The sequence below is a fragment of the Zhongshania aliphaticivorans genome, assembly GCF_001586255.1.
Taxonomy (GTDB): Bacteria; Pseudomonadota; Gammaproteobacteria; order Pseudomonadales; family Spongiibacteraceae; genus Spongiibacter; species Spongiibacter aliphaticivorans.
Map to the genome: position 1 here is coordinate 3,568,339 of NZ_CP014544.1, position 15,382 is coordinate 3,583,720.

Genomic DNA, 15,382 nt, shown 5'->3' on the forward strand with positions numbered 1-15,382 from the left:
TACTCTCTGGAGCATTGCCCGGCCGGTTTCACTGCTGTAGTTTAGGCTGCTGTCACCTCAAACCGGAGCGCCAAAATGAACAGCCCCCTCGCCGCATGGCACCAGGCTATTAGCGCTAAAGACGCCACCGCCCTAGACACCCTTCTCGCTGACACCGCAGTATTTCATTCACCCGTTGTGCATAGCCCGCAAGTGGGCAAAGACGTGACCAAGATGTATCTAAGCGCCGCCTTTCATGTTTTGGCCAACGACAGTTTTCACTATGTTCGCGAAGTCGTAGACGGCCAAAACGCCGTTCTCGAATTTGTTGTGGAAGTGGACGGCGTCACCGTAAACGGTGTCGACATGATTCACTGGGATGAAAACGGTAAGATTGCCGATTTTAAGGTGATGCTCAGACCCTACAAAGCAATCAATCTTATCAAAGATAAAATGCGGGCAATGCTAGAAAGCCTATAATCGCTTATTACAGCGCCTGCGCAGGTATATCCACAAGCTCCAGCACACCTGTATTTACCGGCAAGCTCGTCGGTAGGCTCAGCGAGCCAACAGTATCTAGCAGCGAACCACCAAGGACCACGCCCGCACCGGGCAGGCTCAGGGTATCATCGAGCAGACTACCACGGAGCATATCGCCGCCAACAACCAAACCAATATCGAGAAGCTCGCTACTACTGGGTACGATTCCGGCCACCACAGGCACCGTCTGCGCTGATAGCGATGAACTCGCCACCATAGCCACAAGAACGAGAGCGCAAGTATTAAGTGCGCGATATCCACCAAGTTTAAACATCTTCAACTCCAATTAGTCCCTGTGTGCACTGTATTTTCAGTCGGGCTCAAAATACCACAAAACCCGACTAAAAATCCCCTAGCTAGACACCGCCCAATGGTCCAGTAAGCGGCATGCCGTCGTTCAATTGCCTTAATAACAGGCATCAAACAGCGCCTGACGCCCCAAACCCCCTAGCCAGAAAGTCAACGAGTAGCTTAATTTTGGGCGACAAATGGCGATTATGGGGAAACAGCGCCCAAATGCCCTCCTCAGGCTCACGGTAGTGATCGAGTAGGCTAATCAAACGCCCCTCGTCGAGATAAGCTTGAACATAGTAGTCCGGCAATTGAATCACACCGAGGCCTTTTAAGGCGGCATCAACCAGCGCGTAACCACTATTACAGTGGATGCGACCCGACACCCGAACATTGCGAGATTTTCCGCCCTCCTCAAAACGCCAGAAATCCGACGCCCCCACCAAGCAATTATGCTGTTCCAACTCAGCCAGCGAGTGGGGAATACCGTAGCGATCTAAATATTCAGGCGCCGCGCAAACAAAGCGGGTGCGCGCCGCAAGCTTTCTGGCCATCATCGCCGAGTCACTTAAGTTACCAATGCGAATCGCCACGTCATATCCTTGGGTAACAAGGTCGTCAAGCTGATTGCTTAAATCACAGTGCAGCTCCAGCTCTGGGTAAAGTAACAGAAAGTCATTAACCAGCGGCATGACACTTTCCTCACCAAACGTGGTGGGTGCCGTCATCTTAATTTTACCCCGCGGCGTAGTTTGCAGGTCTAAAATCGCGCGCTCCGCCTCGTCAAGACCATCCATTAAACTGCGACAGTGCTGATAATAAACCCCGCCATTTTCAGTCATCACCACCTTACGGGTGCTGCGGAAAAACAATTTAGCCCCCAGACGATTCTCTAAAGCACTGATTTGTCGACTTACCTGCGCTACCGACACGGCCAAGCGTGCCGCCGCAGCGGTAAAGCTACCAGTCTCGGCCACCGCCACAAATTCAGCCACCCCCTGCCACTGAGTCATTATTACATTCTCGTAAAAGTGTTTTGCATATAACCGTAATTATCACTTATACAGAAACAATTACAATGGCACTCAGAAACCGACCACCACTTTCACGCTATTGAGAGAAATCGACATGTCTGAGCAATTTATTAAATCCAAAGCCGCTGTTGCTTGGGGCCCCGGCCAACCACTAAAAATTGAAGAAGTGGATGTCATGCTGCCCAAAGCGGGCGAAGTATTAATCAAGATTGTCGCTACAGGAGTATGCCATACGGATGCATTCACGCTCTCTGGCGATGACCCAGAGGGAATCTTCCCGGCGATTCTAGGTCACGAGGGTGGCGGTATCGTTGAGCAGATTGGTGAAGGCGTCACCAGCGTGAACGTCGGCGACCATGTCATCCCCCTCTACACGCCAGAGTGCGGCGAGTGCAAATTTTGCAAATCGGGCAAGACCAATCTCTGCCAGAAAATCCGTGAAACCCAAGGCAAGGGCCTGATGCCCGACGGCACCACCCGGTTTTACAAAGATGGCCAGCCAATTTACCACTATATGGGCTGCTCCACTTTCTCGGAATACACGGTATTGCCAGAAATATCCCTGGCCAAAGTTAACCCCGCGGCGCCCCTCGAAGAAGTCTGCCTACTTGGCTGTGGCGTCACCACGGGCATGGGCGCGGTCATGAATACTGCCAAGGTCAAAGAAGGCGACACCGTCGCTATTTTTGGTTTGGGCGGCATTGGGCTTTCTGCGGTCATTGGCGCGGTAATGGCCAAAGCCAGCCGCATCATTGCCATTGATATTAACGAGAGTAAGTTTGAGCTAGCTCGCAAGCTCGGCGCGTCCGACTGCATTAATCCCAAAAATTTCGACAAGCCAATCCAAGAAGTAATTGTGGAAATGACCGACGGCGGCGTCGATTATTCCTTCGAGTGCATTGGCAACGTCAATATTATGCGGTCGGCCCTAGAGTGCTGTCACAAGGGCTGGGGAGAGTCGATTATTATTGGCGTGGCCGGTGCTGGGCAAGAAATTTCAACCCGTCCCTTTCAATTGGTAACCGGTCGTGTCTGGCGCGGCACCGCCTTTGGCGGTGTGCGCGGTCGTTCAGAACTACCAGACTACGTTGAACGCTATTTAGCTGGGGAATTTAAGTTAAGTGACTTCATCACCCACACGATGCCGCTAGAGGACATTAACGAGGCCTTTGACCTAATGCACGAAGGCAAAAGTATCCGCTCGGTAATTCACTACTAAGCCAACACAGCCCATAAGGCGCACGGCTGCAAGGTCGTGCGAATCACCATGACCATTGAAAACATCAGCAGCAACAAGGTTTTCGGCGGCTGGCACAAGCAGTACCGCCACCGCTCCAGCACCCTAAATTGCGATATGCGCTTTGCGATATTTTTGCCGCCGCAAATCAACACTGGCGTAAAAGTGCCCGCTTTTTATTGGTTATCTGGCTTAACCTGCACCGACGAGAATTTTATGCAAAAAAGCGGCGCCCAGCGTATCGCCGCTGAACTCGGCATTGCCCTTATCGCGCCTGACACCAGTCCGCGCGGCGAAGACGTTGCCGACGACGACAGTTACGACCTCGGCAAAGGCGCAGGCTTTTACCTAAATGCCAGCCAAGCGCCGTGGAATCGTCATTTCCATATGTACGATTATATCGTTAAGGAACTGCCGGAACTCATTGAGCAGCATTTCCCCATCTCAACTCAGCGCGCTATTTCCGGTCATTCCATGGGTGGCCACGGCGCCTTGACCATCGCCCTAAAAAACCCGAAGCGCTACACCTCTGTGTCTGCGTTTAGCCCGATAAGCAATCCCATTAACTGTCCTTGGGGGCAAAAGGCCTTTAGCGCTTATTTAGGCAATGACAAAGACACCTGGAAAGCATACGACAGCTGCGAACTCATGGGCACGGCAACAGAGCGGCTCCCAACCCTCATCGATCAGGGCAATGATGACCAGTTTCTCAACGAGCAACTCAAACCCCATTTACTGGCGGCAGCGGCCAAGAAACGAGCCTATCCCTTGCAGCTGAACTATCACGACGGCTATGACCATAGTTATTATTTTATCGCCAGTTTTATAGAATCTCATTTACGCTTTCATCACCAGCACCTTTATTGCTAAGGTCTAAGCAGCTAAATAAATGACTGCTGAGCGTCCCCATCGGTTCACCGAATCGTGTCGTGGTGCGAAATGCAGTCTTTTACCTTCGAAGTTCCTTGAATTTAGCAGCACTTTCTAGGCAAATACCCGGCGCTCAAACATTCCAGACACTATACCTCCAGCAATACCGATTGACATTGGTGGCCTTTATTTCCGAAAAATGAAACTTTCTCACAAAGTTACACTCACAAAATTACGTGCAGGAGAAAATCGCAAAAAAAAGCAGGGAGCGCTTCCATTCACGAGTCGAAACCAATGTTTACTTAATGGGTATTGACGAAAAATTGGAGGAAATTATGCGTTTTGAATTAACGCCTAAGCTCAACAATATTATTAAATTTACAAGCCTAGGCCTCGGCATATCCTTAGTCAGCGCATGCAATGACTCATCCAACCATCCGGTGCCACCACATGCCGAAACGTCAACGGCAACATTCTCGGTAACCGACGCGCCTGTTGACGCCGTCGACGGCGTGAAACTTACCTTCAACCGCCTAGAACTTAAACACGCTGATGGCGATATAATTAAGCTCAATTTTAGCGAGCCGGTGGTTATCCCTAACTTGCTCAATCTAACGGGAAATATCGCTACACCAATCATTTCCGATGCGACCATACCAGCAGGTAACTACCAGTGGATCCGACTTTTCATTGAGGGCGGCTACCCCGATTCAACGGTGTCACCAAAACTGGGGAACGAAGCCGATCTATTTATTCCAGGTCAGCAGAACACGAGCAATGTAGAGCAATCACTATTATTAAATTCTGGATTTATAGCGCCAACCGGCGGTGAAGCGGCATTCACAATCGACTTTGTTTTGCGCAAAGCACTCACCAAACCGGCGAATGCAGATTACTACTTATTACGCCCCGCACTTCGGTTAGTGAATGACGCCGAAGTGGGCACTATTGCGGGTACAGTCGACTCAACCGTCATTGCCAGCAACGCGTGTAGTGATCTGAGCGGACACAGCGTCTATTTGTATGAGGGCGACATCAATTCAGCGAACCAAAGACCAGAAGACTTCTACGACCCCAGTATTGCGGCGGATCAAGCTAATGCCGAAACGGAAGCCGAGGTGGGTGATACAAGCGATTTAGCTAGACCGATTAGCAGTGCGGAAATCACTCAAAATGATAGTGGCGCCTATATCTTCAAAATCGGCTTTGTAGAGGCTACTGCTGCTGGCTACAGCGTCGCACTCACCTGCCAGTCTGCTTTCGACGAGCCAGACAGTGACGACGACATCAATTTCACCAACGCCATTCCGGTAGATGTCGACGCTGGGCAAACTAGCAATGTCAGGTTTTCTGTCGCACCAAACCCACCAAGCAACTAAGGTGAGTATTATGGACTCACCAACGAGGGCGATGCCGCCCTCGCCTATGCTAATGGTTAAGTGAGTTGATAATCCTTCCATTTTAAGCGCCGGGTTCGGCGAATATATTCATACGTCGAACCCGGCCAATTGTTAGTGATTTTATTGCCGTCCTTATACCAGCTCGCCTCAATCGCGTTCCACGCCATCTTGGCCAAGCGCCGCTGCATTTCACTGTTATATTCTTGTTCAGCCTCGGCTTTTACCTCAATCGCCGAGTAACCGTCGCGACCTAAAGCCGTAATTGCCTCGCAAATATAACGAGCCTGAGACTCTGCCATGATTACGATGGAGTTGTGACCAAGGTTTGTATTGGGGCCATACAGCACAAATAAATTCGGGAAGCCGCTCGTCATCATTCCTAAGTAGGCCTGAGCACCGCTACGCCAAGCATCACGCAAATGCCTGCCCTCAACGCCGCGTATATCCATTGGCGCCAAAAACGGATTGGTTTTAAATCCGGTGCCGTAAATAATCACATCAGCTGGGATATCGCGGCCGTCGGTGGTGGTAATACCGCGCTCTGTCACTTGCGCAATACCGTCAACCTCCAACTCAACATTCGACCTGGCCATCGCCGCGTAATAGTCATCAGATACCAGTATGCGCTTTGCGCCCATGGGATAATCAGGTGTTAATTTGGCCCGTAGCACTGGGTCGCCAATATGTTTATTAATATAGCGACGATGCATCCACAAGCCAATTCGGCAATGTAAACGTCGGCCCTGCATTATCGGGTATATCAACAATTCATTTCGCAGCCAAATACTAAAGCGGTAATAACTCGCCACCAGCGGGACCCGAGCCGACAACCATTGCTCCCATGCCGCGTAGGGCCGATCGAGCTTGGGGATCACCCAGTTTGCGCCACGCTGGAACACAGTCAGCTTTGCCGCCTCCGGCGCGATTTGCGGTATAAACTGCAAGGCGCTGGCGGCATTGCCAACAACCGCGACGTGTTTATTGCTAAGATCCACATCATGCTGCCAGCGCGCGGAATGAAATTGCGCGCCTTTAAACTCACTCTGGCCCGGAATTTCAGGGGTAAATGGGTGATGTAACTGGCCCACAGCGGCCACTAAAAACTGACAACACCACTCCTCGCCGTCGACGCTTCGTAGGCGCCAACATTTTCCCTGTTCATCGTATATTGCGCTAGCAACTTCCGTTGCGAAATGAATATGTTCATACAAATTGTATTTCTTGGCCGTACCCTTAAGGTAGTCAAATATTTGCGGCTGCTCAGCCCATTTATATTGCCAATCGGCATTATGTTCAAAGGAGTAGCTGTACAGCGCTGACGCAATATCGCACTCCGCACCGGGGTAATGATTTTCTCGCCATGTGCCGCCTACCTCGTCGGCCTTTTCCAAAATCGCAAAATCGCGAATACCTGACTTTTGCAAATGAATCGCGAGGCCCATGCCTGAGAAGCCCGCGCCAATAATGATGATTTTTTTCTGTTTGCTCTCTGACACTCGTCGCCCTCAACTTGCGTGCTTTAGCTTCTTTCGCGATACGTCACTAGACGCTAGCGTAAAGCGATTATTATTTTCAAAAATGACCGGATGGCCTAGCAATATCGCGTACCGAGCGCGGCCCATCACGCTAGTTCACGGGTTCGCGCTGCTCCATGGTGCGAGGCAACGGCAACACTGCCACAGCAGGCATTGCCAAGCTACCCAACCAAATATGACCATCGTACTCATTAACACTGGTCACCGTATGGTAAATGCCAGCGCCCGACTGCAAATTAAATTTAACACTGCCGTCTAAACCTAAGCCGACAACAAAGCCATAGTGATCAGATGGCACGAGCAGTTCGGCGGGCAAGCCACCAAGTAATTTGCGGACAAACGGGTACGAGGCCAATGCATCTATCTCTTTACTTCGCAACGCAGGCATCGCCACCCAAAAGGTATCAACACCATTAAAGCTGATGTTATCCGGCATACCGGGCAAACCCTCGATAAACACATCGCTCACGCCGGCTTTTGGCCCCTTTAGCCAAAGGCGGCTTACCCGCGACGCACCGGTTTCATTTACCAGCACCCAGTTATCGTCTGGGCCGAGGGCAACCCCATTCGCAAAATACAAACCCTGTAAATGCACCTTGGTTTGGCCGGTAGTGGGTGAATAACTGAGTAAGCGACCTGTTGCGCTGGCCTCCACTAAATCAAAAATATAATCGTGTAAACCGAAGCGCGTTGAGACATCGCTAAACCAAATGGTGCCGTCCTCAGCAACATCGACATCATCAATAAAACGTAAAGAGGGGTCATCGGCATAATCGACGAGTGTTGTTATTTCGCCCGACGGTGACACTGACAGCAAACCTTTGAAAGCATCTGCCACAATCAAGTTTCCGCCGCCATCAAACTGCATACCCAAGGGACGGCCGCCAGTGTTAACAAACTCCTTAGCAGTAGCGCCTACTACTTGGCCGCCGTGAACAACAAAACTGACAATACGACCATCTTGATAACCCGTATAAAAATCACCATCAGGGCCTTTTACAATGTCTTCTGGCCCTGTGCCGATATTCTGCAAATATGTCGTTACCGCTGCCAAGCGTTCATTTTCCGCGAAGTCGCCGTTCAAACCAGCACTAACCGGAACGCTAAACACCACCGGCTGAAGAGGCGAGCGGACATATAACACCAAGCCCGCAGCGAATATGAGTAAAGCCACGATGGCGCTCGCACGCAAAAAACCTTTCATTACACACCCTCTTATTGTTATTACTTTTCAATTTACCGCAATACCGTTATGCTAAATTTAGCATTTGACGACAGTCAGGCCGACACTCTTGTGGATGTAAGCAATGCGCCCGTTAATACGCACCTCCGCCCTCGGCGGCTACAACGAACTCGTTCGCGAACTAGGTGGACAGCCAGAACCACTGCTACGGCAATTTAATATTGACCCCGAACGACTCGACGATATCAGTTATCTTATTTTCTTCCACAGCTTAATGCAGTTGCTCGAAGCCTCGGCCGAAGAATTGCAATGTCCCGATTTTGGTCTGCGTTTATCCGCAAAACAAACTATGGAAACCCTTGGCCCAATTGCAATTATGGCGCGCACCTCAAACACGGCTGGCGACGCCCTGTTTTGTATTGCCCGCTATATCTCCCACCACAGCCCCGCCATCACTTTGGGGCTAGACAACACATCCGCACCGCAATTCCCACGGATCACGCTCGACATTAATATCACGGATTTCCCATACCGCCACCAAACAGTAGAAATGGCGATTGGCTTAACAGCTAATATTCACGCCATGTTAACGGAAAATCGCAAGCGACCTGAAGCCGTGTTGTTTCGGCACAGCAGGATCTTAGAGCCAAAGGTCTATAAACGACACTTTGGCTGCCCAGTGCTTTTTAATCAAGACTGCAATGCCCTAGTCCTAACCCCGGAGCAACTTGATTTTCCGATTCGCACCGCCGACGCGTTTCAGCGCGACATTATCGCGAACTACCTCATCAAAAAAAGTGGTGGCTCACCGCTAAGTTTCATCGAACAAACTAATTTCATTATTAGCCGCCTGCTGCCCACCCAGTGCTGCAATATTAAAAGCGTGGCGAACGAACTGTTTATGCACCAACGCACCCTCCAGCGCCGTTTAAAAGACGAAGGTTATATCTTTGAAGAAATGGTAGACAACATCAGAAAACAGGATGCCCAAAACTTCCTCGCCGAACGGAGAATGCCTATGGCGCAAATTGCCGCGCTGCTCGGCTACCAGGAGCAAAGCTCTTTTAATCGCGCGGCCAAGCGCTGGTTCGGGGTCACCCCCAACCACTACCGCAAATCACTGCACACCATCGTCGGCGCAAAACCTGAGTAAGGCTTTACCGCCACGCTATGTAGCGTAATTGCCCAATAAAAGGAATATGAACAATAGCCAGGCCTAGTGTCGTCAAATGATAAACATATGTCGCCAAATGACAATTATTGCCACCGAAATATCGGCATTCTCCACGCTCGTAAAGCTGAAGCACAAGATCAGCCCTGCCACCGTTTTAAAGGAATAGTCCATGCAGCAACGTCGTCCACACGCATATAAGAGTCGTCGGAATCTATTACGCGCCGGTATTTGCCTTGCCATTGCCAGCTCCACCAGCACTACTTTTGCCGCGCCAATGCTTGAAGAGGTACTGGTTACCGCGCAAAAGCGCAGCCAAAGCACCCAGGATATACCCGTAGCGGTTACCGGCTTAACCGGCACCCAGCTCGACAAATACGGTTTTGAAAATGCCAGCGACATTTCTGCGCAGGTTCCCAATATGCAGGTCAGCGGCCCCTACGGCGACATTCAACCCATCTTTGCGATTCGCGGCGTCAGCATGTCTGACTACAGTTCTAACCAGGCCAGCCCAATTGGTGTATATGTTGACGAAACGTATTTAGCCCCGGTGTACAGCCACGGCGCTAACTTTTTTGACATCGAACGTCTTGAGGTTCTGCGTGGCCCTCAAGGTACGCTTTACGGTAAAAACACCACCGGCGGTGCGATCAACATCATCACTCGCACCCCCCAATTTAGCGACGAGCCCAGCAATTACATCAAGCTCGGTGCAGGTAGCTTTAATGCCACCAGCGCTGAAGCGGGCGCAGAAACCCAGCTCATTGACGGTATTCTCGCGGCACGCGGGGCATTAAGTTTCAAGCGCGATGAAGGTTACGTCGACATTGTCGGCCGCAGTGAAAAGGGCGCCCAAACCGATTTTCAAGGCGGCCGCTTTGCCTTGCATTTTGCGCCCAACGACACCTGGGACGCCGTTTTTAAATACACCGCCTCCGGCAACGACGCCCTTAGTACGCCAGCCCGAAATGAAGGTCGCACCGATCTTCTTGGCGCCCCAAATTCCGACTACAACGCCTACTCACGCCAGAGCCGCAATTTAGATTTTCATGAAACTGAGGCCAATGAAGTTGGCGCGCTGATCACCAATACCGAAATCCTCGGTTTAACCGTCACCTTTGCTGGCGACGGTTTCTCTATCACCTCAGTATCGTCTTACTATGACGCCGACTATTATCAAAAAGCAGACACCGACGGCTCGCCCAACGACTTGCTCACTATTACTTGGTCGTCCGACACCATCGGCTACAGCCAAGATCTGCGCTTCTCTTCTGAATTCGACGGCATGTTCAATATCATTGCCGGTGTGTATTTCGGCTATGAAGACCAATATATGCACAATATCTACGACATCTTTGACACCCCACCCGATGTCCGAGTTGGCGTCGCAAAGCCTGATACTGCTCAGCAATACCCGTTCTTGCTGGACTACGGCATGCTCGACCAACGCATGGAAACCAAAAAAACCAGCTTAGCCGCTTATTCGCAGATGCGTTTTGATTTTACTGACCGCTTCGGCATGGATTTAGGTCTGCGCTACACCAAAGACGGCAACGAACAAACCTACTTCAATATTTCCCGGGTCGGCTATGACGGCAGCCCTAGAGGGACTTATGTACCGGGTAATACCACCGGGGTTGACGATGCCTATATTTCGCTACCACTGTCGCAGTCGCAGCTAATTGATATTCTCGGCGACCCAACGCTATTGCTAAACCTACTCAGCATTGGCTATACCCACGGTCCCTACACACTCGATTCGGCGCCCGAGCTCGAGGCAAATGAAGCGGAATGGACTGGCAAACTCGGCTTTGACTACCGCATAAACGAAGATGTAATGGTGTATGTAAGCGCTAGCCACGGCTACCGCAGCGGCAGCTTCAATGGCGGTGCGTACTACCTCGCGCGCCCAATTGAGACGGCCTATGCATCACCAGAATATATCGATGCCTTTGAAGTTGGCTTCAAAGCAGATCTGCTCGACAACAGTATGCGTTTGAACGCGGCGCTATTCTCTTACGATTACACCGACCAGCAATTTATCAACGTCGTCGGTTTCTCTAACTTTCTTGAGAATGCGGGTAGCTCAAAAATTGCTGGCGCCGAAGCAGAATTGTGGGCACGCATAACAGAAAGACTCACCCTGCAAATTGGCCTTGGCTTTTTGCAAACCGAGTTTTCTGAGCTGACCCTGGCCAATACCGAAACCATCGCAGACGCTGATGACCGAGTTGACCTAAGCGGCAATGAGTTAATCTCAGCACCCAAGCTGAATTACAGCATCTCGCTAGACTACGATATTTTGGTGACCGAAGCGGGCTACCTCACCACCAACCTAAATGGCAACTTCCAAGATGACCAGTGGTATAGCGCCTACAACGATCAATACGGCTACGGCGCTATTCGCCAAGACGCCTATTGGTTGTTCAACGCCCGCACCAGCTGGCACGCCTCCGACGACAGCTACTCGGTGTCGCTGTGGGTAAAGAACCTGATGGATGAAGAGTACGATAGCTACGCAATTAATCTGCAAGCAGGTTTCGGTCACGACAACTACCTTGCCGGCCCACCGCGGAGCTACGGTGCCGAATTTACGTATCGCTTCTAATCCCTTAGCGTCAGCCAGCTGACGTTAAGCATCTATCTATAGCAGGCCTCGCACGGACGCGACCTGCTATATACTGCAACACCCCTTCTGCTCAGCAAAACTCACATTATTGAAGGCCGCGCATTCGCTACACCCCATCAATACCGGCGTGAACGCCATTATTCAGATGTTAGCCCCTCTACTCCCCTCACAACACTAGCGACTGATCTCAGAATTTATTAACGCAAACACCCAGCATAAGCTGCGCATTCTACGTATTGAAAGCGCCCTAGCAGTAGGGGCAATATAATAGCCTGTGTACTCATCCATTCCGCAACACAGCCGGAATAGGAGCCGTAAGTCTATGCACCCTACAAAGCTTGGCAGCGTCCAACCCACTCCGATTTCGCTGGGGCAACTACTGGTATCAGGCGGATTCATTACGACCGGCATACTGAATCAGGCCTTGAGCATCCAGCGCTGGAGTCGTCGCCGCCTCGGCGAAGTTCTAATGCAGCGTCACGAACTTTGCCCACTTGAAAAGCAAACAATACTCGCCTTACAAAAAAAGCTCGCGGCGCAGGCACTCGAACTCAAACCCGACGGCAGTATGCCCAAAGCTCTGCAGCTAAGCTTAGGTCAGCTATTGCTAGACAATGGCGAAATTACCCAATCACAATTGGACACAGCACTAGCCGAACACAGCAGCCAACATCGTCGCCTTGGTGAGGTTTTAATTGAGCAGCAGGCACTTTCGCCAATTCGCCTAGCACACTGGCTGCAACTGCAGAAAAAATTAATCAGCGCCGCTGCGGTCGCGGCTTGGATGATGGTGAGCAATCTATATGATAGCCGCCGACTCTATTGCCGTACGCCTTGACACTGCCCTCATTTACTTCTAAATTATACGCATGCTAACAAAATTATCGCTTGCCGTATTTTCCGCCGTACAACTCCCGTGAAAATAGCTCTGCGGTTAAGCACTCAGCGCCGCAAGTATTGCCACTGATATCAATTAAGGCCTTTAGGGCTAAACAATCCGAGGGTTTACTTCCGCTCCTTTACTAGGAACGCAAACCCGCTTGTTTGAGTATTACAATGAAACGAATAATGCGCGCTGCCAGTATTAAGAAACTGCTGGCACCTCTTATCTTGGCCGGTGCAAGCACGAGTAATTTTGCAGTTGAACTAGGCAGAATAGAAGGCTTTGGCCCAGTTTCTCGTGGCTTTGCTGGGGGCGGTGTCGCCCACGCTACCGGCGCCGCAGCGATAATTCTAAACCCCGCCGAACTGCTGTCCAACAAGCCCGGTCACGAGTTCATGGTACAGGTCTCGGAGATACAAGCCGCCATCGATGTACGCAATGAACAGACTCACGAAATTGTACACACAGCGAATTTAGGAAATAATCGCGGCCCCTATGATTTACCCGAAGTAGCCTACAGCTATCGCGGTGACGACTGGGCCTTTGGCGCCGGAATTTTTGCCGCCGCCGGTTTTGGCATTGAGTACGGTCGCGACTCCTTTCTGTCCACAACGACAACCGGCAATGTCGCCACCGGCTTAGAAAGCTCCGGCCGCTTAACCGCTTTGCGCATACCCATCGCCTTGGCTTGGCAAGCAAGGCCTACGCTGCGTCTTGGCGCGGCACTGGACATTGTTAATTTAGGTCTTAATATCGCAACACTTTACGACGCCAAACAAGTACGCATGTTAGTACAACAGGATCGCGCCTCTGGCGGACTCGTCACAATCGTTGGCGCTCTACCGACACTCGCTGGCGTCCATCTCGATTTCGTCAACGATCACCCGATCGCAGGTGGATTATCTGGTTGGGGTATAGGCGGCAGAGTTGGCGCCTCATGGCAAGTCAGCCCGCAAACAAGCCTTGCCCTTGCCTATGAGTTTGAAACTCAGCTGACAGACCTCAGAGGCAAAGGCAGACTGACCGCCGTTGATATTTTAAACAATCATATTCCAGTAGATGGCCTGGGACGCTTTGAAGATATGCAATTGCCAGCCGCATTTGTTGTTGGCGTATCCCATCAAGCGTCGACTAGCGTAGCGGTGATTGCCGACCTGCGCAGGACCTATTGGCGAAAAATGCTCGGCGATGCCCGTTTTTCCTACCGCGCCGAAGGCGGGCTTTTCGATGGCCAAGAAATGAATGCGCTATTGGCACTAGGGTTTAATAATATTACCTCGCTAACGCTCGGTGCCCAGTGGTCACCTAACGACCGATGGACTTTCCGCAGCGGCGCGTCCCATGCAGTGCAACAGCTAGTTAAGGACAACAATTTTAGCGGCGCGTTTCCAACCCTAACCCGAAACCATTTGGTTGTGAACGCCAGCTACCTTTGGCAATCACAATATGAATTCACCTTTGGCTGCACTTACGCGTGGACACCACCCGTACATAACCCGGGTAACAACACCGCCAGTATTCCGCCCATTAAAGGGCGAAATCATCAGATAACACCAGTTATATCTTACAGGCTCGCGTTTTAAGAAAAGCGGATTTCACTACGAATTGAATATCGCTAGGCAGATCTGATTTTAAATCAAACGTTTGGCGGGCACTCAATCCTCTTCATTCGCCTCGCGAATTCGTTCACGGCGCTCAGCCTCTTCGGCCATGACCGCTTTAATTTCCATTAAGACGGCGTCAACATCGGCAGCTTCGCCACTGTCTTCAAACAAGCCCGTTAACTCGGTGTCTTCATTGAGTTCGCCCTCTTCATACAGGGCCCAAATTTCATCTGCGTAGCGGGTTTGCAATAACTCGGGGGCGTATTGACCGTAGTATTCGGTCATATTATTGACGTCTCTCGTCAACATACTGTGGGCATTATTATTGCCCGCAGCGTCAACGGCTTGGGGCAGGTCGATAATCACTGGCCCGTATTCGTCAACCAGCACATTAAACTCAGACAAGTCGCCGTGGACCAGACCTGCGCAAAGCATTAGTTTTACGTAGTGCATGACCACCGCATGATCTTCTATGGCCTGTTCGGCGGGCATAGACACATCGTTTAAGCGTGGCGCTACGCCACCCTCTTCGTCGGTAACCAGCTCCATGAGTAGCACGCCGTCAAAACAGCCATAGGGCTGCGGCACTCGCACCCCGGCTTTAGCTAGGCGATAGAGCGCATCAACCTCGGCGTTATGCCAGGCGTCCTCCTGCTGCTTGCGACCAAACTTAGAGCCTTTTTCCATTGCTCTGGCGCGGCGGCTATTGCGCACTTTACGGCCTTCTTGGTAAAGCACCGCTTGCTTAAAGCTGCGCTGAGCAGCTTCTTTGTACACTTTGGCACAGCGAATTTCTTCGCCACAGCGCACCACATAGACGGAGGCTTCTTTACCGCTCATTAAAGGCCGCAGCACTTCGTCAACAATGCCGTCGTCAATCAGCGGCTGGATACGTTTGGGTGTTTTCATTGCGCCCTTTTTGGGGTCTGAATCAAGACCATTTAAGAATAGCTGAAAATCAGCGCCGTTAGGCCATTGTAAACGGCCACGCCAAATTAGGCGATCAGCGCTAGATTCACAGTGAAT

At 51.0% G+C, this 15,382-nt stretch carries 13 protein-coding genes; 8 read left to right on the forward strand and 5 right to left on the reverse strand.

All coding sequences use genetic code 11. From position 1 onward, the window contains the following. Positions 1 to 75: 75 nt before the first annotated feature. A complete protein-coding gene (locus AZF00_RS15815) occupies positions 76 to 459 on the forward strand; it encodes a nuclear transport factor 2 family protein (RefSeq protein WP_008252013.1) in 384 nt (127 codons plus the stop codon). Positions 460 to 466: 7 nt separating this feature from the next. Here AZF00_RS15815 and AZF00_RS15820 read toward each other — a convergent pair whose 3' ends face one another. Both AZF00_RS15820 and AZF00_RS15825 read right to left on the reverse strand, forming a co-directional pair. Then, on the reverse strand, positions 467 to 793 hold the full coding sequence (locus tag AZF00_RS15820) for a hypothetical protein (protein ID WP_008252016.1): 327 nt from the start codon (positions 791 to 793) through the stop codon (positions 467 to 469). A gap of 145 nt (positions 794 to 938) precedes the next feature. Beyond that, positions 939 to 1,823 (reverse strand): LysR substrate-binding domain-containing protein, encoded by an 885-nt coding sequence (locus tag AZF00_RS15825; protein WP_008252018.1) that lies wholly within the window; start codon positions 1,821 to 1,823, stop codon positions 939 to 941. Positions 1,824 to 1,938: 115 nt separating this feature from the next. Here AZF00_RS15825 and AZF00_RS15830 point away from each other — a divergent pair, with 115 nt between their 5' ends. The 3 genes from AZF00_RS15830 to AZF00_RS15840 all read left to right on the forward strand — a co-directional run bounded on the left by AZF00_RS15830 (position 1,939) and on the right by AZF00_RS15840 (position 5,330). Further along, positions 1,939 to 3,063: an S-(hydroxymethyl)glutathione dehydrogenase/class III alcohol dehydrogenase gene (locus AZF00_RS15830; protein ID WP_008252020.1), complete on the forward strand. Its 1,125-nt coding sequence runs from the start codon at positions 1,939 to 1,941 to the stop codon at positions 3,061 to 3,063. 48 nt (positions 3,064 to 3,111) lie between these two features. Further along, positions 3,112 to 3,951: an S-formylglutathione hydrolase gene (fghA, locus tag AZF00_RS15835; RefSeq protein ID WP_008252029.1), complete on the forward strand. Its 840-nt coding sequence runs from the start codon at positions 3,112 to 3,114 to the stop codon at positions 3,949 to 3,951. Between the two features lie 335 nt (positions 3,952 to 4,286). Beyond that, positions 4,287 to 5,330 carry a DUF4382 domain-containing protein gene (locus tag AZF00_RS15840; protein WP_197465671.1) on the forward strand — a complete coding sequence of 348 codons (1,044 nt, stop codon included), beginning with the start codon at positions 4,287 to 4,289 and terminating at the stop codon, positions 5,328 to 5,330. Positions 5,331 to 5,386: 56 nt separating this feature from the next. On the opposite strand, the gene AZF00_RS15845 is transcribed toward AZF00_RS15840, so the two are convergent. After that, positions 5,387 to 6,847, reverse strand: a complete 1,461-nt coding sequence (locus AZF00_RS15845) for a flavin-containing monooxygenase (RefSeq protein ID WP_008252034.1) — start codon at positions 6,845 to 6,847, stop codon at positions 5,387 to 5,389. Between the two features lie 130 nt (positions 6,848 to 6,977). Next, on the reverse strand, positions 6,978 to 8,090 hold the full coding sequence (locus tag AZF00_RS15850) for an SMP-30/gluconolactonase/LRE family protein (RefSeq protein ID WP_008252036.1): 1,113 nt from the start codon (positions 8,088 to 8,090) through the stop codon (positions 6,978 to 6,980). A 103-nt stretch (positions 8,091 to 8,193) separates the two neighbouring features. Here AZF00_RS15850 and AZF00_RS15855 point away from each other — a divergent pair, with 103 nt between their 5' ends. The 4 genes from AZF00_RS15855 (at position 8,194) to AZF00_RS15870 (ending at position 14,335) form a co-directional block, all read left to right on the forward strand. Next, positions 8,194 to 9,222, forward strand: coding sequence for an AraC family transcriptional regulator (locus tag AZF00_RS15855; protein WP_008252039.1), 1,029 nt, complete (start codon positions 8,194 to 8,196; stop codon positions 9,220 to 9,222). A 190-nt stretch (positions 9,223 to 9,412) separates the two neighbouring features. Continuing rightward, positions 9,413 to 11,848 (forward strand): TonB-dependent receptor, encoded by a 2,436-nt coding sequence (locus tag AZF00_RS15860; RefSeq protein ID WP_008252042.1) that lies wholly within the window; start codon positions 9,413 to 9,415, stop codon positions 11,846 to 11,848. A gap of 343 nt (positions 11,849 to 12,191) precedes the next feature. Further along, the gene (locus AZF00_RS15865) at positions 12,192 to 12,707 is read left to right on the forward strand and encodes a cyclic di-GMP-binding domain-containing protein, MshE-related (protein WP_008252044.1); all 516 of its coding nucleotides are present in this window, start codon (positions 12,192 to 12,194) and stop codon (positions 12,705 to 12,707) included. 218 nt (positions 12,708 to 12,925) lie between these two features. Continuing rightward, positions 12,926 to 14,335 (forward strand): OmpP1/FadL family transporter, encoded by a 1,410-nt coding sequence (locus AZF00_RS15870; RefSeq protein WP_082793683.1) that lies wholly within the window; start codon positions 12,926 to 12,928, stop codon positions 14,333 to 14,335. A 72-nt stretch (positions 14,336 to 14,407) separates the two neighbouring features. On the opposite strand, the gene AZF00_RS15875 is transcribed toward AZF00_RS15870, so the two are convergent. Continuing rightward, a complete protein-coding gene (locus AZF00_RS15875; RefSeq protein WP_008252050.1) occupies positions 14,408 to 15,265 on the reverse strand; it encodes a PA4780 family RIO1-like protein kinase in 858 nt (285 codons plus the stop codon). Positions 15,266 to 15,382 lie beyond the last annotated feature (117 nt).

Bases quoted from the DNA above. Each gene is read 5' to 3' on its own strand.
- AZF00_RS15815 (WP_008252013.1), top strand. From the start codon at position 76: ATGAACAGCCCCCTCGCCGCATGGCACCAGGCTATTAGCGCTAAAGAC.
- AZF00_RS15820 (WP_008252016.1), bottom strand. From the start codon at position 793: ATGTTTAAACTTGGTGGATATCGCGCACTTAATACTTGCGCTCTCGTT.
- AZF00_RS15825 (WP_008252018.1), bottom strand. From the start codon at position 1,823: ATGACTCAGTGGCAGGGGGTGGCTGAATTTGTGGCGGTGGCCGAGACT.
- AZF00_RS15830 (WP_008252020.1), top strand. From the start codon at position 1,939: ATGTCTGAGCAATTTATTAAATCCAAAGCCGCTGTTGCTTGGGGCCCC.
- fghA (WP_008252029.1), top strand. From the start codon at position 3,112: ATGACCATTGAAAACATCAGCAGCAACAAGGTTTTCGGCGGCTGGCAC.
- AZF00_RS15840 (WP_197465671.1), top strand. From the start codon at position 4,287: ATGCGTTTTGAATTAACGCCTAAGCTCAACAATATTATTAAATTTACA.
- AZF00_RS15850 (WP_008252036.1), bottom strand. From the start codon at position 8,090: ATGAAAGGTTTTTTGCGTGCGAGCGCCATCGTGGCTTTACTCATATTC.
- AZF00_RS15855 (WP_008252039.1), top strand. From the start codon at position 8,194: ATGCGCCCGTTAATACGCACCTCCGCCCTCGGCGGCTACAACGAACTC.
- AZF00_RS15860 (WP_008252042.1), top strand. From the start codon at position 9,413: ATGCAGCAACGTCGTCCACACGCATATAAGAGTCGTCGGAATCTATTA.
- AZF00_RS15865 (WP_008252044.1), top strand. From the start codon at position 12,192: ATGCACCCTACAAAGCTTGGCAGCGTCCAACCCACTCCGATTTCGCTG.
- AZF00_RS15870 (WP_082793683.1), top strand. From the start codon at position 12,926: ATGAAACGAATAATGCGCGCTGCCAGTATTAAGAAACTGCTGGCACCT.
- AZF00_RS15875 (WP_008252050.1), bottom strand. From the start codon at position 15,265: ATGAAAACACCCAAACGTATCCAGCCGCTGATTGACGACGGCATTGTT.